The sequence below is a fragment of the Streptomyces sp. NPDC026673 genome, assembly GCF_040638135.1.
Classification (GTDB): domain Bacteria; phylum Actinomycetota; class Actinomycetes; order Streptomycetales; family Streptomycetaceae; genus Actinacidiphila.
Genome location: NZ_JBEZXR010000005.1, coordinates 241,401 through 261,136 on the forward strand (window position 1 = coordinate 241,401; position 19,736 = coordinate 261,136).

Sequence of the window (19,736 nt, forward strand, 5' to 3'; positions counted from 1 at the left end):
GGTAGCTCCAGGGTGTAAAGGCCCCGGGGAGACGGCATGCGATGTGTCCGTTGCCCGGCACGCGCGGCGCCCGGCATCGTCCAGCGTGACGATCTGTTGTCGGCCCTCAAGTGAACACAGAATTCGTCGCGTAACCAAAAGGCAACAACGGAATCACTTGTTGGGGCGAGCCTACTCTGTCAGGATCGTCCACCAATCCAAGCTTTGGCCACGCCACCAGCGGAGTGCGAGGAGAAGACGATGGACACCGGCACCAGCGGCGAGTTCGACGTACGGGAGCGTTTCGCCGAGGGGGCCCAGTACATCGGCGGAACCCTGCGCGGCGGCACTTCGGGACAGCGGCACCCCGTGGTCGACCCGGCCACCGGCGAGACCGTCCACTCCTGCGAACTGGCCGGCACCGCCGACGTGGACGCCGCCGTCGCCGCCGCGAAGGAGGCCCTGCCCGGCTGGTCGGGCGCCACCCCCGGCGAGCGATCCGAGGCCATGCACCGCTTCGCCGCCGTCCTGGCCGGGCAGGCCGCGGAGTTCGCGTACGCCGAGTCGCTGCAGTGCGGCAAGCCGCTCCGGCTGACCACGGAGTTCGACGTCCCGGGCACCGTCGACAACACCGCGTTCTTCGCGGGCGCGGCCCGCCACCTGGAGGGCAAGGCCGCCGGGGAGTACTCGGGCGACCACACCTCCTATGTGCGGCGCGAGCCCGTCGGCGTCGTGGGCTCCATCGCGCCGTGGAACTACCCGCTGCAGATGGCCGCCTGGAAGATCCTCCCGGCGATCGCCGCGGGCAACACCATCGTGCTCAAGCCGGCCGAGCTGACCCCGCTGACCTCGCTGATGTTCGCGCAGGCGGCGACCGAGGCGGGCATCCCGGCCGGCGTGGTCAACATCGTCACCGGCGCCGGCAGGGACGCGGGCGAGCACCTCGTGGGGCACCCGGACGTCGCGATGACCTCCTTCACCGGATCCACCGCGGTCGGCAAGCGCGTCGCGGAGATCGCCACCGCCACCGTCAAGCGGCTCCACCTGGAACTCGGCGGCAAGGCGCCCTTCGTCGTCTTCGACGACGCCGACCTGGAGGCGGCGGTCCACGGCGCGGTCGCGGGCGCCCTGATCAACACCGGCCAGGACTGCACCGCGGCCACCCGCGCCTATGTGCAGCGCCCGCTCTACGACGCCTTCGTCGCCGGGGTCGCCGATCTCTTCTCCGGCATCCGCGTGGGCGATCCCTTCGACGCCAAGACCGACCTCGGTCCGCTCATCTCCCACGTCCAGCGCGACCGCGTCGCCGCTTTCGTGGAGCGTGCCCGCTCCTACGCCATGGTCGTCACGGGCGGCGAGGCCCCCGCCTCGCCGGGCGCCTTCTACCGGCCCACGCTGGTCACCGGCGCCGCGCAGGACAGCGAGATCGTCCAGTCCGAGATCTTCGGACCGGTACTGGTCGTGCTGCCGTTCGACAGCGATGATGAAGGTCTGGCCCTGGCCAACGACACGCCGTACGGCCTGGCCGCGTCCGCATGGACCCGTGACGTGTTCCGCGCGGGCCGTGCCACCCGTGAGATCAAGGCGGGATGCGTCTGGGTCAACGACCACATCCCGATCATCAGCGAGATGCCGCACGGGGGGTACCGGGCCTCCGGGTACGGCAAGGACATGTCGGCGTATTCCCTGGAGGAGTACACGCAGGTCAAGCACGTGATGTATGACAACACCGCGGTCGCCAGGAAGGACTGGCACCGCACGATCTTCGGCGACCGCTGACCCTCGGCCGCCGGCCCTCCGGGACCGCCCCCACCGGCCCGCCAGCCCGTCCGTCCCACGCACCACCGCCCCTGGAGGCCGCACCGCAATGGAGATGTTCGAGGGCCTGTCCGAGCCCGTACGCAAAGCGTGGGAACGCAGCCTGGCCAACGGGAGGGCGGCCTCGCTCAGCCGGCGCCGCGTGCTCGGCGCCGGACTGGGAGTCGCGGGCGCCGGGGCGCTGTCCGCCTGCGGCATCCCGGCCGCTACCAACAACCAGGGCGGCGTGAAGAGCGACGACCTGTCCGACAAGGACAAGTCGCTGGTCTTCTCGAACTGGCAGCTCTACATCGACATGAGCGACGACGAGAAGCACATGCCGACCCTGGAGGCCTTCGAGAAGAAGACCGGGATCAAGGTCAAGTACAGCGACGACATCACCGACAACGTCGAGTTCTTCGCCAAGATCAAACCGCAGCTCGCCGCGGGCCAGTCCACCGGCCGCGACCTGGTCGTCCTCACCGACTGGATGGCCGCCCGGATGATCCGGCTGGGCTGGGCCCAGCCGCTGGACCCGACCTACCTGCCGAACGCGTTCACCAACCTGGAGCAACGTTTCCGCAACCCCGACTGGGACCCCGGACGCGCTCACTCCTACCCCTGGCAGGGCATCGCCACCGTCATCGCGTACAACGAGAAGGCCACCAAGGGGAAGAAGGTCGGCAGCGTCTCCCAGCTGCTGGACGACCCCGACCTCAAGGGGCGCGTCGCGATGCTCAGCGAGATGCGCGACACCATAGGCATGACCCTGCTGGACATGGGCAAGCGGCCCGAGTCCTTCACCGCGGACGACTTCGACGCGGCCGTGGCCCGGGTCCAGAAGGCCGTGGACAACAAGCAGATCCGCCAGTTCACCGGCAACGAGTACACCGACGGCCTCGCCTCGGGGAACATCGCCGCGTGCGTGGCCTGGGCCGGCGACCTGGTCCAGCTGCAGGCCGACAACCCCGAGATCAAGTTCGTGATCCCGCCCGCCGGCTACATCTACTCCACCGACAACATGCTGGTTCCGGCGGGCTCGAAGCACCGCAAGAACGCCGAGCTGCTGATCGACTGGTACTACCAGCCCGCGATCGCCGCCGAGCTCGCGGCATGGGTCAACTACATCACGCCCTGCGCGGGCGTGTACGAGGAGCTCCTCAAGATCGACAAGGACGTGGCCAACAACCCGCTGATCATTCCCAACGCGGAGATGAAGGCGAAGGCCCATCCCTTCCGGTCGCTCTCCTCCAAGGAGGAGACCGCCTTCGAGGACAAGTTCGCCAAGCTCATCGGCGCCTGACCGGCCACCGCAGTTAGGGATCTGACGACATGACCCAGCAGACCGCACCGCGCACCGACGAGCCGGCCGGCGGCAAGAGCCCCGCCTCCGCGGGCGGCGCCGTGACCCTCTCCGGCATCGGCAAGGAGTACGGCGACTTCACCGCCGTCCACCCACTCGACCTGACCATCCCCGAAGGCTCCTTCTTCGCGCTCCTGGGCGCCTCCGGCTGCGGCAAGACCACCACGCTGCGCATGATCGCCGGCCTGGAGGACCCCACCAGCGGCACCGTCCGCATCGGCGACCAGGACGTCACCGGCCTGCCGCCGTACAAGCGGCCGGTCAACACGGTCTTCCAGAACTACGCGCTCTTCCCGCACCTCGACATCTACGAGAACGTCGCCTTCGGCCTGCGCCGCCGCGGCGTCAAGTCCGTCAAGACCCAGGTCGGGGACATGCTCGACCTCGTCGAACTGGGCCACCTCGCCCGCCGCAAGCCGCACCAGCTCTCCGGCGGCCAGCAACAGCGTGTCGCCGTCGCCCGCGCCCTGATCAACCACCCCAGGGTGCTGCTCCTCGACGAGCCGCTGGGCGCCCTGGACCTGAAGCTGCGCCGCCAGATGCAGCTGGAGCTCAAGCGCATCCAGACCGAGGTCGGCATCACCTTCGTGCACGTCACGCACGACCAGGAAGAGGCCATGACCATGGCCGACACCATCGCCGTGATGAACGCGGGCCGCATCGAGCAGCTCGGCGCCCCCACCGACCTGTACGAGAACCCGAGCACCACCTTCGTGGCCAACTTCCTCGGCCAGTCCAACCTCATCGAGGCCGAGGTCGCCGGGACCGGCGGTGACGACCTGCTGCTCAGCGTCGGCGACGGGCGCCTGGCGATGCCCACCGCGCGCTGCGTCCCCTCCGTACGGGCGGGCGACAAGATCCTCGCCGGGGTCCGCCCGGAGAAGATCACCATCCTCCACGCCGACGACGCCGCCGAGGTCCCCGAAGGCCGCAACAGGATCACCGGCCGGATCGTCGACGCGAGCTTCATCGGGGTCTCCACCCAGTACGTGGTCAACAGCCCCTGGTGCCCGGAATTGGCCGTCTTCGCGCCGAACGTGGAACGCGACGGCCGCCTGGTCCCCGGTGCCGAGGTGGTGCTGCACTGGAACCCCGCGCACACCTTCGGTCTCGACGCCGCGCAGGACATCGAGGCCGGGGAGGTCAGCGCGTAATGGCCGCCCTTTCCACCGCCCCCTCGGGGGCGCCGGAGGAGACCCCGCCGGTCCCGTCCGGCGCCGCCGCCCGGCGGCGCAGACTCGTCCCGTACTGGCTGCTGCTGCCCGGCATCCTGTGGCTGCTGGTCTTCTTCGCGGCGCCGATGGTCTACCAGGCGTCGACCTCAGTGCAGACCGGCTCCCTGGAGACGGGCTATCGGGTCACCTGGCACTTCGCGACCTACTGGGACGCGTTCAGGGAATACGACGTCTTCTACCTGCGCTCGCTGATCTACGCCGGCATCGCCACCGTGCTGTGCCTGGCGATCGGCTACCCGCTGGCGTACACCATCGCCTTCAAGGCGGGGCGCTGGCGCAATGTGCTGCTGGTCATGGTCATCGCGCCGTTCTTCACCAGCTTCCTGATCCGCACCCTGGCCTGGAAGACGATCCTCGCGGACGACGGCTACGTCGTCACCGCGCTGGACAAGCTGCACATCCTGAACGTCACCGCGTCCCTCGGCATCACCGCCGACGACCGCGTGCTCGCCACCCCGCTGGCGGTGGTGTGCGGTCTGACGTACAACTTCCTGCCCTTCATGATCCTTCCGCTCTACACCTCGCTGGAGCGGATCGACCCGCGGCTGCACGAGGCGGCGGGCGACCTGTACGCCCGCCCCTTCACCACCTTCCGCAAGGTGACCTTCCCGATGTCGCTGCCCGGCGTGGTCGCCGGCACGCTGCTCACCTTCATCCCCGCCTCCGGCGACTACATCAACGCCGAGCTGCTGGGCAGCCCCAGCGAGCAGATGATCGGCAACGTCATCCAGTCCAAGTTCCTCACGGTGCTCGACTACCCGACCGCCGCCGCGCTGTCCTTCATGCTCATGGCCGCGATCCTGGTGATCGTGTCCGTCTACATCCGCAAGGCCGGGACGGAGGAGCTGGTCTGATGCCGGTGCTCACCTGGGTGCGACGGCACCTCGTCGTCTTCGCGGGCGTGGCCGCCCTCGCCTACATGACGATCCCCAACGTGATCGTCCTGGTCTTCTCCTTCAACCAGCCCAAGGGACGCTTCAACTACTCCTGGAACCACTTCTCGCTCGACGCCTGGGCCAACCCCTGCGGTGTCGGCGACATGTGCGACTCGGTGGCGCTGTCCCTGCAGATCGCCGTCCTCGCCACCCTCGGCGCCACGATCCTCGGCACCATGGTCGCCTTCGCGCTCGGCCGCTACCGCTTCCGCGGCCGAGGCCCGGTGACCGGCCTGATCTGGCTGCCGATGGCGATGCCGGAGATCGTCATGGGTGCCTCGCTCGGCACCCTGTTCCTCAACATGCGCATCCAGTTCGGCTTCTTGACGATCCTCATCGCGCACATCATGTTCTGCCTCAGCTTCGTGGTGACGGCGGTCAAGGCGCGGGTGATGAGCATGGACCCGCGACTGGAGCAGGCCGCCCAGGACCTGTACGCCACGCCGTGGCAGACGTTCTGGCGGATCACCTTCCCGATCGCCGCCCCCGGCATCGCGGCGGGAGCGCTGCTGAGCTTCGCGATCTCCATCGACGACTTCATCATCACGCAGTTCAACGCCGGCCCGGCCACCGTGACCTTCCCGATGTTCGTCTGGGGCGCCGCCCAGAAGGGCCTGCCCGTCCAGGTGAACGTCATCGGCACGCTGATGTTCGTCACGGCGGTGCTCTGCGTCGTCGTCGGGCAGCTGCTCAGCCGCCGCAGGAAAGCCCATAGTTAATCCGCCGACCGCATCCGCAAAGGTGTGAGACCCCCATGGATCCAGCCCGTTCGCTCGCCGACGCGCAGCCGACACCGTTCTGGCTGGAGGACCCCGGCAGGCCGCAGGCGGGATCCGCCCTCGTCGGCGACGAGCACTGCGATCTGCTGGTGGTCGGCGGCGGCTACACAGGGCTGTGGACCGCGTTGCTGGCCAAGGAGCGCGACCCGCGCCGCGACATCGTCCTGATCGAGGGCAAGGAGGTGGGCTGGGCGGCGTCCGGCCGCAACGGCGGCTTCTGCGCCGCCAGCCTCACCCACGGCCTGGCCAACGGACTCGCCCGCTGGCCCGAGGAGTTCGGGCGGCTGGAGGAGCTGGGCAACCGCAACCTCGACGGCATCGAGGAGGCGGTGGCCCGCTACTCCATCGACTGCGACTTCGAACGCTCCGGCGAGATCGACGTCGCCACCGAGCCCTACCAGTTCGACGCCCTGCGGGCGGCCGCCGAGGAGGCCGCCCGGCACGGCGTCGAACTGGAACTGCTCGACCGCGACCAGGTCCGCGCCGAGGTCGACTCGCCGACCTTCGTCGGCGGGCTCTGGGACCGTACGGGCGTCGCCATGCTGCACCCGGCGAAGCTCGCCTGGGGCCTGCGGCGGGCCTGCGAGGAGCTGGGAGTCCGCGTCTACGAGCACACCCGGGCCACCGAACTCGCCCGCAACGGCTCCGGCATGGCCGTCCGCACCCCCTACGGGCGGGTCTTCGCCCGGCACGTCGCCCTCGGCACCAACGTCTTCCCCTCGCTGGTGCGCCGGGTGCGCCATTACGTCGTCCCCGTGTACGACTACGCCCTGGTGACCGAGCCGCTGACGCCCGAGCAGCTCGGCGCGATCGGCTGGAAGAAGCGCCAGGGGCTCGGCGACAGCGCCAACCAGTTCCACTACTTCCGGCTCACCGCCGACAACCGCGTCCTGTGGGGCGGCTACGACGCCATCTACCCCTACGGGGGCCGCCTCGACGCCGCCCGCGACGAACGCCCGGAGACCTATCTGAAGCTCGCCGGGCACTTCTTCCGCTGTTTCCCGCAGCTGGAGGGAGTGCGCTTCACCCACGCGTGGGGCGGCGCGATCGACACCTGCTCGCGTTTCTCCGCCTTCTACGGAACCGCCCACGACGGAAAGGTCGCCTACGCCGCCGGCTACACCGGCCTCGGCGTCGGCGCCACCCGCTTCGGCGCCGACGTCATGCTCGACCTGCTCTCCGGCGAGCGCACCGAGCGCACCGGGCTGCGGATGGTCCGCACGAAGCCGCTGCCCTTCCCGCCCGAGCCGCTGGCGTGGGCGGGCATCGGCCTCACCAAGTGGTCCCTGGACCGCGCCGACCGCAACGCCGGCCGGCGCAACCTGTGGCTCAAGGCCATGGACCGGCTCGGGCTCGGCTTCGACAGCTGATCCGGCCGCCTCGCCCCGGCCGCCGCGCCCTGTGATCCGGATCACCCCATCGGGCCGGGTGAAACCCGCGTAATGATCCGCCCGCGGCTCCCTCTCTCCGCGTGACAGCACGACAGCGCACACACGGAACGGAGGAACCGGCATGGTGGGCACAGACGCGCGGGGCGCGGTCGAATGGCTGGTTTCCGTGGCACCCGACCCCGACGCCACCCGGTGGGAATGGGAGCGCCACCCCCTCGGGGTGACGCTCCTGCCCGCCGGGCGGCTGTGGGACGTCCTCATCCTCACCGGCGAACTGGGCTACCCGACGCTCGACGTCCTCACCCGTCTCGTCGACCGCCCGGGCCCGGTCCTCGCCGACTTCGGCGACTCCCGCATGGGCTACTTCGTGCCCCCGGGCACCGCCGCCCGATGGATCGGCACCGGGGTCCGCACCGCGGGCCCCGGCACCTGGATCGTGGTCCCCTATCCCGGTCGCGCGACGGGCGGCGTCCGCTGGCTCGTGCCGCCGGACGGCACCGGCACCCTCACCGACCCCGGCGTCCTGGAACTGGCCATGCACGAGGCGGCGGCCCACCTGGCGGGACGGCGCGGCCGTGAACCGCGCGAGTGACCCCGCGCCCGGGGGCCCGCCGGCCGTAGGCCCCCGTGCGCGACACTGGTGCCATGATCCGCACGGAACGCGGCCGGCCCCGGAGCGGCCCCGGATACCCGGGCGCGCCCCGGCGCGCCGCCCTCGCCGTGCCGACCGCCGTGGTGGGCTGACATGCCCCTCACGCCCGGCCAGGCGCACCTCGTCGAGACCGCCCTGCCCGTCTGCGAGCACCACGGCCTCGCCGTGGCGGGCGGTCTCGCGCTGATCGCGCACGGCTTCGACCGACGTCCCTCCCGCCACCTCGACCTGGTGACCTTCAGTTCCACGCCGGCCGCCGACATCGGCGCGGCGCTCGCGGCCGCGTACACCGGTGCGGGGTACGACGTGGCCCCACTCCCGGGAACACCCCTGGCGGCCCATCTCGGGACGACCGCGCCGGGCGGCGCCGCCCACGCGGTCCATGTGGCCAAGGAGCCGCTGTCCCGTCCCCCGGTCCGCCTTGACCTCGGCCTGTCCCGGCCCGTTCCGGTGGTGGCGCTGGAGGACTGCGCCGCCCTCAAGGTGGCCGCCGTCGCCGACCGTGCCAAGGTGGGCGACCTGGTCGACGTCCACGCCCTCAGCGCGTACTTCCCGCCGGGGGAACTGCTGGCGATGGCCGTCCACCTCGACGAGGACCTCCAGCCCCGCGTCCTCGCCGACCGGCTCGACAAGCTCGTCGAGGCCGACGACGCCGCGTATGCCGCGCGGGGACTGGACGGGGAAGGCGCCGCCGCCGTCAAGCGCTGGGCCTTCGACTGGGCGCAGGACATCCGGCTGGACCTCATGGAGGGCATGGAGCACCCCGACGACCTATACGACCTGTAAAGCTCCCGGCGGGGACGCCGACACCTTGGTGCTTGAGGGTGTCCTCGGCTCTGACGAGACTGGCAGGAGACGAGGAGAGGAAGGTCCGCCGTGACCGACAAGCACATCACGCACTGGATCGCAGGACGGGCGTGGACCGGCACCGCGGAGCGGCACGGGGACGTGTACGACCCGGCGACCGGTGCGGTGACCGGTCAGGTGGACTTCGCGTCGATCGCCGAGGTCGACCAGGCCGTGGGTGCGGCCGCGGCCGCGTTCAAGGAGTGGCGGAACGCCTCGGTCGCCAAGCGCACCTCGGTGCTCTTCGCCTTCCGCGAGCTGCTCAACGCCCAGCGCGACGAGCTCGCCGCGATCATCGTCTCCGAGCACGGCAAGGTGCACTCCGACGCGCTCGGCGAGATCGCCCGCGGCCTGGAGGTCGTCGAGTACGCGTGCGGCATCCCGCAGCTCATCAAGGGCGGCTTCACCGAGCAGGCCTCGACCGGCATCGACGTCTACTCGATCCGGCAGCCGCTCGGCCCGGTCGCGATCATCTCGCCCTTCAACTTCCCGGCCATGGTGCCGATGTGGTTCTTCCCGATCGCCATCGCCGCGGGCAACACCGTGGTGGTCAAGCCCTCCGAGAAGGACCCGTCCGCCGCCAATTTCCTCGCGGAGCTGTGGAAGCGGGCCGGCCTGCCGGACGGCGTCTTCAACGTCGTGCACGGTGACAAGGTCGCCGTCGACCGCCTCCTGGAGCACCCGGACGTCAAGTCCGTCTCCTTCGTCGGCTCCACCCCGATCGCCCGCTACGTCTACGAGACCGGCACCCGCTACGGCAAGCGGGTCCAGGCCCTGGGCGGCGCCAAGAACCACATGCTGGTGCTGCCGGACGCCGACCTGGAACTCGCCGCCGACGCCGCCGTCAACGCCGGCTTCGGCGCGGCCGGCGAGCGCTGCATGGCCGTGTCCGTCCTCGTCGCGGTCGACCCGATCGGCGACGAGCTGGTCGAGAAGATCAAGGAGCGGATGGCCGGCCTCACGGTCGGCCCCGGCTGCAACGCCGCGTCCGAGATGGGCCCGCTGGTCACCGGCGCCCACCGCGACAAGGTGACGTCCTACCTCGACGCCGGCCTCGCCGACGGCGCGACCCTCGCCGTCGACGGACGCGCGCACGCCGTCACCGGCGACGACACCGAGGACGGCTTCTGGCTCGGCCCGACCCTCTTCGACGACGTCAAGCCCGGCATGTCCGTCTACAACGACGAGATCTTCGGCCCGGTCCTGTCCGTGGTCCGCGTGGGCTCGTACGACGAGGGCCTGGAGCTGATCAACTCCAACCCCTATGGCAACGGCACGGCCATCTTCACCAACGACGGCGGCGCGGCCCGGCGCTTCCAGCACGACGTCGAGGTCGGCATGGTCGGCATCAACGTGCCGATCCCGGTGCCCGTGGCCTACTACTCCTTCGGCGGCTGGAAGGCCTCGCTCTTCGGCGACACCCACGCCTACGGCCCGGACGGCGTCCACTTCTTCACTCGCGGCAAGGCCGTCACCCAGCGGTGGCTCGACCCGAGCCACGGCGGCATCAACCTCGGTTTCCCGACCAACAACTGACCGCCAGGGCGGCGCCCGCCAGCAGGGCGCCGCACAGCAGCCAGCTCCCCACGACGTCGAGCGGCCAGTGGTAGCCGCAGTAGACCAGGGAGACCCCGACCGCGCCATTGAGCAGCACGGCGGCCGCGACCAGCAGCCGCCGTGCCGCTGTGCGTACCAGCCAGGGCAGCAGGAGCAGCACGGCCCCGCCGTAGGCGACGGCCGCTGTGGCGGTGTGGCCGGAGGGGTACAGCCCGGGATAGCCGGGGGAGAGGGTCAGCGAGCCGGGGCCGGCCCGGCCGATCTGCTGTTTGACCAGGCTGACCAGCAGCGGTACCAGGGCCATCACCACCGCGTACGCCACGGGCGGCAGCCACGCGCGGCGCAGTCCGGCGCGCCGGGCCCGCCGCATGGTGTAGGCCATCGCAAGGAGCAGCACGGGTACCGCGACCTGGGCGTTGCCGAGATCGGCCAGGAACTGGCCCACGGGGGAGCGGTCGGCGGGACGGAGAGAAGGTCCCGCGAGGGCGGAGCGCACCGGCCCGTCCAGTGCCAGCAGGCGCCCTCGTATCGCCTCCTGCCAGGTCAGCAGTCCGAAGAGCGCCGTGCACACGACGGCCACCAGAGAAGTTGGCCGCCCCGGAACAGGGGGGAGAGTTCCGGGGCGGCCAGAACGATCGCCGTACCGCCCGCCCCGGGGGGTTTGGGGCAAGCGGCCGACCGATCGGCGAGGATTGCCGGAGCCTTCGGCTTCGGCGCTGTGCGCGAGGGCACTGCTGTGCCGGTGATGGGGAGTCACCGGCAAAGTGTCGCCCGCGGACTTCCGCAGACGGGGTGTTTCTTCCATCTGCGGAAACCGTACGTCACCGGCGAGCCGCCCGGCAGGGGTTGCACCCTCCCGCCATCAGGCCCGCACACGTTCTTCACGCTGTGTGTCGTACACGCTCGGTCACGGGCGAACCACCTGATCACAGGCGGGCGAACGCGCTCTCGATGATGTCCAGGCCCTCGTTGAGGAGGTCCTCCCCAATGACCAGGGGCGGCAGGAAGCGCAGCACGTTGCCGTAGGTGCCACAGGTCAGGACCACCAGGCCCTCGGCGTGGCAGGCCTTGGCGACGGCGGCGGTCACCGCGGGGTTCGGGTTCTTGCCGCCGGGCTCCACCAGTTCGATCGCGATCATGCCGCCGCGGCCGCGGACCTCGCCGATGACGTCGAACTTCTCCTGCATGCCGCGCAGCCGGCCCAGCATGATCTCGCCGATGCGGCGGGCCTTGCCGTTGAGGTCCTGCTCCTTCATCGTCTCGATGGCGCCGAGCGCGGCGGCGCAGGCCACCGGGTTGCCGCCGTAGGTGCCGCCCAGGCCGCCGGAGTGCGCGGCGTCCATGATCTCGGCACGGCCGGTCACCGCGGCCAGCGGCAGACCGCCGGCGATGCCCTTGGCGGTGGTGATCAGGTCCGGGACGATGCCCTCGTCCTCACAGGCGAACCACTGGCCGGTGCGGCAGAAGCCGGTCTGGATCTCGTCCGCGACGAAGACGATGCCGTTCGCCCGGGCGAACTCCGCCAGCTTCGGCAGGAAGCCCTTGGCCGGCTCGATGAAGCCGCCCTCGCCCAGGATGGGCTCGATCACGATCGCCGCCACGTTCTCGGCGCCGACCTGCTTGGTGATCATGTCGATCGCCTGGGCCGCCGCCTCCTCCGCGCAGTTCTCCGCGCCGGTCAGCCACCGGTACGGGTAGGCCAGCGGCATGCGGTAGACCTCGGGCGCGAACGGGCCGAACGAGTGCTTGTACGGCATGTTCTTCGCCGTCAGCGCCATCGTGAGGTTGGTGCGGCCGTGGTAGCCGTGGTCGAAGACGACCACGGCCTGGCGCTTGGTGTAGGCCCGGGCGATCTTCACCGCGTTCTCGACGGCCTCGGCGCCCGAGTTGAACAGCGCGGTGCGCTTCTCGTGGTCGCCCGGGGTCAGCTCGTTGAGGGCCTCGGCGACCTCCACGTAGCCCTCGTACGGCGTCACCATGAAACAGGTGTGGGTGAAGTCGGCCAGCTGCGCGGAGGCCCGGCGCACCACGGCCTCGGCGCTGTTGCCGACCGAGGTCACCGCGATGCCGGAGCCGAAGTCGATCAGGGAGTTGCCGTCCACGTCCTCCAGGACACCGCCGCCGGCGCGGGTGACGAAGACGGGCAGGGTCACGCCGACACCGTTGGCGACCGCCGCCGTCTTGCGCGCCAGCAGCGCCTGCGACTTGGGGCCGGGGATCGGGGTGACGAGTCGGCGCTCCTGGGCCAGATCGGTCATGGCGGGCGTACTCCTTCGAACCGTGGTCTTTTCTCGCAGGCTAAGCCCGTACGGCGGGGCCCCGCACACTCCGATAGGGCGCACTGCGGAATGGCTCTTCGACGTGGCGGACATGAGGGTGCCAAGATCCTTCAGACTGCGGTGGCCACTCGACTACATTGAGTGCGGACCTGCGAGGGGTGGCACACGCGATGGACATCGACGGTACGCACGAGAAGCCCGCGGCGCCTTCACCCGGAGGCCCGGGCCCGCAGCCGGGCACACCGCCCGTACCGGGTGCCCGGCCGATGCCGGGCACCCCGCCCGCGCACGCCGGGCCCCCGCCCGTACCCGGCGCCCGCCCGGGCCCCGCCGACCCGGGCGACCAGGACGCCCGCACATGGCGCGACGGCGGCCAGGGCCCCGCCCCGGTCCCGCCCCCGCTGCCCCCCGGACCGCCCCCGCACCCGCTGCCCGGAGCCCGCCCGGGAGCCGCCGCGTGGCACGCCCCGGCACCCCCCGCACCGGCCGCCGCGCCCGACGGGTCCGGCTTCCTCGCCTGGCTCCGGGCCCCGCGCCCGCCCGCCGCCCCCGGCGTCTGGCGCCTCGGCCACCGGCCGCGGCCCGCCGACGACCCCGACGCCGTGCCGGGCCGCCAGCTCGTCGCCGGCGCGTTGATCTCCTTCCTCGGCGGCTGGCTCCTGTGGTCCCTGCTCTGGAACGGCTACCTCGGCAGCTACTGGCTCTGGCCGCTACTCGCCCTCACCCCCGAGTCCTGGCGCGCGTCGGGCGGCAACCAGACCGCCTACCTCTGGGCCTCGTACCTCTACTACGCGATCATCGGCGGCGCTCTGCTGGTCTTCTTCGCCCGGGTCGGCCGCTGGGCGGAGCTGTGGCGGCGCCACATCTCCGTGCCGCTCCGGCGGGCCCGGGAGGAGGAGCGGACGGCCGCGGGCCACGAGCCCGCCGACCCCGCCCAGGACCCGGCAGCCTTCCCGGCGCTCCGCCAGGGCGGTGCCGCCGACGCCGCGGACCGGCTCGCCGAGGACGCGCGCTCCGGGCTGATGAACGACGTCGACTTCGCGCGCATCGCCCGCGCCTGGCAGTCCGTACGCTCCGAACCCGGCCGGCTCACCGCCTTCACCGACACCGTCCTGCGGTACGGGGCGGCCGCCTGCGCCCACCCGTCCGGCGCCCGCGACCTGCCCGCCCGCGCCGCCCGCCACGATCTGCTCGCCGGCCAGGTCCGCATCGGCGCCGCCCCCGACGACGAGCGCAACCCCCGCTCCCACCGAGGCGCCGGCTACGCCCTCGACCCGACCGTCCTCGGCACGTCCCTGCTGGCCGTCGGACCGCCCGGCTCCGGCAAGACCGTACGCATCGTGCGGCCCGCCCTGGAGTCCCTGTGCCTGCAGGCCCTCGCCGGACGCGCGGCCGTCGTCGTGGTCGGCACCGAGGGGGCGCGGCTGGCCCCGGACGACGCCTTCGACGTCGTCGTCAAGATCGGCCACCCCGACTCGGCGTACGACCTCGATCTCTACGGGGGCACCACCGATCCCGACGAGGCCGCGGGCTTCCTCGCCGAGGCGCTCGTCGGCGACCTCGCCGCGGCCCTGCCCGGCGGCGACAGCCGGCGGGCCGCCACCGCGCTCGCGCAGCTCCTCGGGCCCTTCCACGCCGCCCACGGCCGCTTCCCCTCCGTTCCCGAACTGCGCGAACTCCTCGACGGCACGCCCTCGGCACTGGCCGCGCTGCGCTCGGCCCTGACGGACCGCGGCGCCGCCGCCCAGGCCCAGTTGCGGGAACTCGACGCGCGGGAACGGCAGTCCGCGCGCCCGGGCGACGCGGGCCCCCTGCTCGCCGACCGCATCGCGCTGCTCGACCGGCCCGCCTTCGCGGGGTTCTTCGACACCACGGGCGGCAGCCACCCCTTCTCGCTGCGCGGCCTGGAGCACCCGCTGCGGGTCCGTATCGACCTGCCCGAGCGGGGCCACGCCGAGGTCTCCCGGATGCTGGCGCGGCTCGTCCTGGCCCAGTTCGCCGAGTGCGCGGCAGCGCGGCAGGACCGTTCCCTGTTCGCCTGCCTCGTCCTCGATGACGCCTCCCACACGGTGACCGCCGAGTCCGTACGCGGCCTGCAGCGCATGCGCTCCGCCAACGCCGGCGCGGTGCTCACGCTGCGGACCCTGGACGACGTCCCCGAGGCACTGCGCGGCACCCTGCTGGGCGCCGTCGGCTGCCGGGCCGCCCTGGCGGGCGTCACGGCCTGGGACGGCGCGCGGTTCGCGGAGGTCTGGGGCAAGGAATGGGTCGACGTCCAGGACGTGACCAACCGGCAGATCATCGCGGACGAACCCCTGACCCGGGCTCTGCACACGGTGCGGCGGCTGGTGACCGGGAAGGCGGTCACGGCGGAGTCCGTGACGGTGCGGCGGGTCGAGCGCGAGCGGTGGTCCGCGTCGGACCTGGCCCACGGGGTCCCTGCGGGGCATGCCGTTGTGTCGTTGACCGCGGTGCAGGGGGAGCATGCGCCCCCCGTGCTCGTCGATTTGCGGGCCTGAGGGGTCGTCGTGCCTGCGGCCCGTGCCTCGTGTGCGGGTGCGTTGTGGTTGCGGTTGGGGTTTCTCCCCCGCCCGCCCTCCCGATTGCCCGGCGCGGTCAGTGACCGCGCCGCTGCGTGTGTGGGTGGGCCGGGTGCGGGGCCTCCGGGGCTGGGCATTCTGGACGCATATTTACGTGCGTGGCGGGCACCTGCTCTTCTTGCCCCGGGTGCCGCACACAAATACGCCCAGTGTCCAGAACGCCCACCCTCCCCCAGCCTTCGGCCGGGGGTGCCCCCAACTCCCCCGCCCCCTCCGTCTCGTAGCGCGCCTGATCCCCGGTGGGGGTGAAACGGAAAGAACCCCTCCGCCGACCAGAATGCGCCGCCGCAACGGGGGCGGTGCAGCGCAAGGGATTGCACAGGACCTACTCCGGTGGAACAAGGGAGTAGTTGGGCACGGGCTTTTCGCGCTCTGCGTCATCCCGGCTCCAGATCTTCCGGGTCTCGGGTCTGGGGCATCTCCCGAGATGGATCCCGTGGAGACAGGCACCGCACCAGAGTGCGGCCATGGCGACGCGAGAAGGCACCCTTGCCGGCATGACGGCCTGAATTCCTGCCGCAGGATGCCCTGTTGGGACTCTCCTAGGCGGGGCCAGTGGCGATCGCCGGGCGGCCCGCAGCAGCACGCACCGGGCGGCTCCGAAGCGGAGGCGCCGGAGCCGGTCGGGCCACGCCGCTCCAACTACCCCCTTGTCCCACCGGAGTGGGCCCTCTGTGATTCCTTCCCGGAGGCGCTGCGCTGCCCCCGTTGTGGCGGCGCGCTTTGGTTGGCGGAGGGGCCCCTTCCATGTCACTCCCTCCGGGGATCAGGCGCGCTACGAGACGGAGGGGGCGGGGTCGGAGGGGTGGGCGTTCTGGACACTTACGTGTATTTGTTGTGCGGCACGGACGGCACCTACCTGGACCGCCCGCCATGCACATAAATATGCGGTCCAGAATGCCCAGCCCCGGAGGCCCCGACCCCGGCCCACCACACACGCAGCGGCGCGGTGCCTGACTGCGCCGGGCAATCGGGAGGGCGGGCGGGGAAACCCCCAACATCAACCACACCGCACCCGCACACGACCACGCACCCGCAGCCGTACCCCGCACAAACCACCGGAGGTATACGGTGAGGCAGAATCGGATGTGAACGCACTCCGCGATGGAGAAAAAGCCCGTGCCCCCCACGCTCGCCTCGCTGCTGCGGAACCCCGCACTGAAGCTGGCCGTCCTCGCCGGAGGCGACCACCTGGACGAGGCCGCCGTCCGGTGGGTGCACACCAGCGAACTGGACGACCCGGCGCCGTACCTGGAGGGCGGCGAGTTCCTGCTCACCACGGGGCTCAAGCTCGACGTGGGGTCGCCCGAGGCACTCGCCCGGTACGTGGAACGGCTGGCCGGCGCCGGTGTCGTGGGCCTCGGGTTCGGCGTGGGGCTGAGCCACGACACCGTGCCGCAGGCCCTCGTGGACGCGGCCGCGGCGCACCGACTGCCTCTGCTGGAGGTGCCGCGCAAGACCCCGTTCATCGCGATCAGCAAGGCCGTCTCCGCGGAGATCGCCGCCGACCGGTACAAGGCCGTGACCGCCGGGTTCGAGGCGCAGCGGGAGCTGACGCGGGCGGCGCTCGCGCCGGACGGGACGGCGGCGCTGCTGGCCCGGCTGGCGGCGCATCTGGACGGCTGGGCGGCGCTGTACGACGCCTCCGGCGCCGTGGTGGCGGCCGCGCCGGAGTGGGCGGGGCGGCGGGCGGCGCGGCTCGCCGGCGAGGTGGAGCGGCTGCGCGGCAGGCCGGCCCCGGCCAGCGCGGCGGTCGCCGGCCCGGCCGGCACGGAGGACCGCGTCGAGTTGCAGTCGCTGGGCACCGGGCGGCGCCCCCGCGGGTTCCTCGCCGTCTGTACGGAGGAGCGGCTCGACACCTCCGCGCGGTACCTCGTGCACGCCGCCGTCGCGCTGCTGACGCTCTCCCTGGAGCAGTCCCGCGCGCTGCAGGACACCGAGCAGCGGCTGGGCGCCGCGCTGCTGCGGATGATGCTGGTGGGCGAGCCCGAGCACGCCCGCACCGTGGCCGGCCGGCTGTACGGCGGGCTGTTCGACGCTCCGGTGCGGGTCCTGGTCGCGGAGCCCGCGCAGGTCGCGGGGGACGCGGTGGGGCTGCTGGCGGAGCGGGTGGAGGCGGCCGGGATGCGGGCCGCGGAACCCGTGCTGGCGGTCCGGGACGGGGACCGGCTGACCGTGCTCGCGGCCGCCGGCGGCGAGGTGATGCCGGCCTGCGTGGCGGCGATCGACGGGAGCGACGACCTGGTGGCGGGGCTGTCCGCGGCGGTGGGTTGCGCGGGGGTGCCCGGCGCGCACGAGCAGGCCGAGCGCGCGCTGGCGGTCGCCCGGCGGCGCGGTCGCAGCCTCGTCGAGCACGACGAGGTCGGTTCGGGCTCGATGCTGCCGCTCCTGGGTGACGACGCCGTACGGGCCTTCTCCGACGGGCTGCTGCGCCCACTGCGCGAGCACGACGCCACGGCCCGCGGCGACCTGGTCGCGTCCCTGCGGGCGTGGCTGTCCCGGCACGGGCAGTGGGACGCCGCCGCGGCGGACCTCGGGGTCCACCGGCACACGCTGCGGTACCGGATGCGACGTGTGGAGGAGATCCTCGGACGCTCCCTGGACGACCCGGACGTCCGGATGGAGCTGTGGCTGGCCCTCAAGTCGTCCGGCTGAGGAGAGTCCTGCCAAAACGTCGTATGCGGCCCGGCCCGTAGGACGCACTGGACAAGCCCAACCGGGTGACGCCCGCCCTACCGTGGTCCGCATGAGCACCCCCACCTCCTTCTGGCTCGCCGGCCGCCCCGCCACCGGCGAGGACACCTTCGATGTCGTGAACCCGTACGACGGCAGCGTCGTGGCCTCCGTCGGCGTGCCCACCGCCGCCCAGGTGGAGGAGGCCGTCGCCGCCGCCAAGGCCGTCGAGGCGGAGTTCGCCGCGACTCCCGCCCATGTGCGGGCCGCGGCCCTCGACCATGTGTCGAAGCGGCTGGCCGAGCGCACCGAGGAGATCGCCCGGCTGATCACCGCGGAGAACGGCAAGCCGGTCAAGTGGGCCCGCGGCGAGGTCGGCCGCGCCGTCTCCGTGTTCCGCTGGGCCGCCGAGGAGGCCCGGCGTTTCAACAGCGGTGACGCCCAGCGTCTGGACACCGACGCCGGCGGCACCGGCCGCCTGGCGCTGACCCGGCGCTTCCCGCGCGGCAGCGTGCTCGGCATCGCGCCCTTCAACTTCCCGCTGAACCTGGTGGCCCACAAGGTGGCCCCGGCGATCGCGGTCGGCACGCCGATCATCCTGAAGCCGGCCCCGGCGACCCCGCTCTCCGCGCTCCTCCTGGGCGAGATCCTGGCCGAGACCGACCTGCCGGCCGGTGCGTGGAGCGTGCTCACCGTCCCGAACGACCGCATGCCCGCCCTGGTGCAGGACGAGCGGCTGCCGGTCATCTCCTTCACCGGCTCCGACCGGGTCGGATACCAGATCATGGACTCGGTGCCGCGCAAGCACACCACCCTGGAGCTGGGCGGCAACGCCGCCGCCGTCGTCCTCGCGGACTGGTCCTCGGAGGAGGACCTGGAGTGGGCGGCGAACCGCATCGCCACCTTCTCCAACTACCAGGGCGGCCAGTCCTGCATCTCCGTCCAGCGGGTCATCGCGGACGCGTCCGTGTACGACCGGCTGGTCGAGAAGGTCGTCGCCAAGGTCCGCGCGCAGGTCACCGGCGACCCTTCGGACGACGCGACCGACGTCGGCCCGCTCGTCGACGTGAAGGCCGCCGAGCGCGTGGAGTCGTGGGTCGAGGACGCGCTGGGCAAGGGCGCCAAGCTGCTGACCGGCGGCAGGCGCGACGGCGCCGCCTACGAGCCGACCGTGCTCGCCGACCTTCCCGCGGACGCGATCATCGCCACCGAGGAGGTCTTCGGCCCCGTCCTGTCCCTGCACAAGGTGGACGGCGCCGACGAGGCCTTCGCGGCGGTCAACGACTCCAAGTTCGGCCTGCAGAGCGGGGTGTTCACCCACGACCTGCAGACCGCCTTCCGCGCCCACCGCGAGCTGGAGGTGGGCGGCGTCATCATCGGCGACGCCCCCTCCTACCGGGCCGACCAGATGCCCTACGGCGGCGTCAAGGACTCCGGCGTGGGCCGCGAGGGCGTCAAGTACGCCATGGACGACTACACCTACGAGCGGGTCCTGGTCCTGACCGGTCTCGCCCTGTAGTCCCCACGACAAAGGAGCCACCCCTTCCAGCGGCCGGGGCGCATGTGCGGTGCGTCCCGGCCGCGTTGTGCGCGCTGTCGGCATGAGCACGTAAGGTGACGCTCTCGAAAGGGCGCCAGGCAGGCGCCGGG

At 72.0% G+C, this 19,736-nt stretch carries 14 protein-coding genes; 12 read left to right on the forward strand and 2 right to left on the reverse strand.

Annotated features, from left to right (window positions below; genetic code table 11):
- The first annotated feature begins 240 nt into the window (after nucleotides 1-240).
- From AB0F62_RS06805 to AB0F62_RS06845, 9 genes are all read left to right on the forward strand, one after another.
- Nucleotides 241-1,758 carry a gamma-aminobutyraldehyde dehydrogenase gene (locus AB0F62_RS06805; RefSeq protein ID WP_361792920.1) on the forward strand — a complete coding sequence of 506 codons (1,518 nt, stop codon included), beginning with the start codon at nucleotides 241-243 and terminating at the stop codon, nucleotides 1,756-1,758.
- An 88-nt stretch (nucleotides 1,759-1,846) separates the two neighbouring features.
- Nucleotides 1,847-3,079, forward strand: a complete 1,233-nt coding sequence (locus AB0F62_RS06810) for a spermidine/putrescine ABC transporter substrate-binding protein (RefSeq protein WP_361792922.1) — start codon at nucleotides 1,847-1,849, stop codon at nucleotides 3,077-3,079.
- 29 nt (nucleotides 3,080-3,108) lie between these two features.
- Complete coding sequence (locus AB0F62_RS06815; protein ID WP_361792924.1) at nucleotides 3,109-4,293, forward strand: ABC transporter ATP-binding protein; 1,185 nt, start codon at nucleotides 3,109-3,111, stop codon at nucleotides 4,291-4,293.
- Nucleotides 4,293-5,228: an ABC transporter permease gene (locus tag AB0F62_RS06820; protein ID WP_361792926.1), complete on the forward strand. Its 936-nt coding sequence runs from the start codon at nucleotides 4,293-4,295 to the stop codon at nucleotides 5,226-5,228. The genes AB0F62_RS06815 and AB0F62_RS06820 overlap by 1 nt, the downstream gene beginning before the upstream one ends.
- Nucleotides 5,228-6,028 carry an ABC transporter permease gene (locus AB0F62_RS06825; protein ID WP_361792928.1) on the forward strand — a complete coding sequence of 267 codons (801 nt, stop codon included), beginning with the start codon at nucleotides 5,228-5,230 and terminating at the stop codon, nucleotides 6,026-6,028. Before AB0F62_RS06820 ends, AB0F62_RS06825 begins: the two co-directional genes overlap by 1 nt.
- 35 nt (nucleotides 6,029-6,063) lie before the next feature.
- A complete protein-coding gene (locus AB0F62_RS06830; protein ID WP_361792930.1) occupies nucleotides 6,064-7,458 on the forward strand; it encodes an FAD-dependent oxidoreductase in 1,395 nt (464 codons plus the stop codon).
- Between the two features lie 142 nt (nucleotides 7,459-7,600).
- Nucleotides 7,601-8,071 (forward strand): hypothetical protein, encoded by a 471-nt coding sequence (locus AB0F62_RS06835; RefSeq protein WP_361792932.1) that lies wholly within the window; start codon nucleotides 7,601-7,603, stop codon nucleotides 8,069-8,071.
- A 153-nt stretch (nucleotides 8,072-8,224) separates the two neighbouring features.
- Complete coding sequence (locus AB0F62_RS06840) at nucleotides 8,225-8,917, forward strand: nucleotidyl transferase AbiEii/AbiGii toxin family protein (RefSeq protein WP_361792934.1); 693 nt, start codon at nucleotides 8,225-8,227, stop codon at nucleotides 8,915-8,917.
- Between the two features lie 90 nt (nucleotides 8,918-9,007).
- A complete protein-coding gene (locus tag AB0F62_RS06845; protein WP_361792936.1) occupies nucleotides 9,008-10,513 on the forward strand; it encodes a CoA-acylating methylmalonate-semialdehyde dehydrogenase in 1,506 nt (501 codons plus the stop codon).
- Here AB0F62_RS06845 and AB0F62_RS06850 read toward each other — a convergent pair.
- Both AB0F62_RS06850 and gabT read right to left on the reverse strand, forming a co-directional pair.
- Complete coding sequence (locus AB0F62_RS06850) at nucleotides 10,485-11,114, reverse strand: phosphatase PAP2 family protein (protein ID WP_361792938.1); 630 nt, start codon at nucleotides 11,112-11,114, stop codon at nucleotides 10,485-10,487. The two genes, AB0F62_RS06845 and AB0F62_RS06850, sit on opposite strands and share 29 nt — an antisense overlap.
- Nucleotides 11,115-11,460: 346 nt before the next feature.
- Nucleotides 11,461-12,792, reverse strand: coding sequence for a 4-aminobutyrate--2-oxoglutarate transaminase (gene gabT, locus AB0F62_RS06855; RefSeq protein WP_361792940.1), 1,332 nt, complete (start codon nucleotides 12,790-12,792; stop codon nucleotides 11,461-11,463).
- A gap of 287 nt (nucleotides 12,793-13,079) precedes the next feature.
- On the opposite strand from gabT, the gene AB0F62_RS06860 reads away from it, so the two are divergent.
- The 3 genes from AB0F62_RS06860 to AB0F62_RS06870 all read left to right on the forward strand — a co-directional run bounded on the left by AB0F62_RS06860 (nucleotide 13,080) and on the right by AB0F62_RS06870 (nucleotide 19,605).
- A complete protein-coding gene (locus tag AB0F62_RS06860; RefSeq protein ID WP_361792942.1) occupies nucleotides 13,080-15,332 on the forward strand; it encodes an ATP-binding protein in 2,253 nt (750 codons plus the stop codon).
- A gap of 1,200 nt (nucleotides 15,333-16,532) precedes the next feature.
- Nucleotides 16,533-18,068 carry a PucR family transcriptional regulator gene (locus AB0F62_RS06865; RefSeq protein ID WP_361792944.1) on the forward strand — a complete coding sequence of 512 codons (1,536 nt, stop codon included), beginning with the start codon at nucleotides 16,533-16,535 and terminating at the stop codon, nucleotides 18,066-18,068.
- Between the two features lie 91 nt (nucleotides 18,069-18,159).
- Nucleotides 18,160-19,605: an aldehyde dehydrogenase family protein gene (locus AB0F62_RS06870; RefSeq protein ID WP_361792946.1), complete on the forward strand. Its 1,446-nt coding sequence runs from the start codon at nucleotides 18,160-18,162 to the stop codon at nucleotides 19,603-19,605.
- Nucleotides 19,606-19,736: the final 131 nt, after the last annotated feature.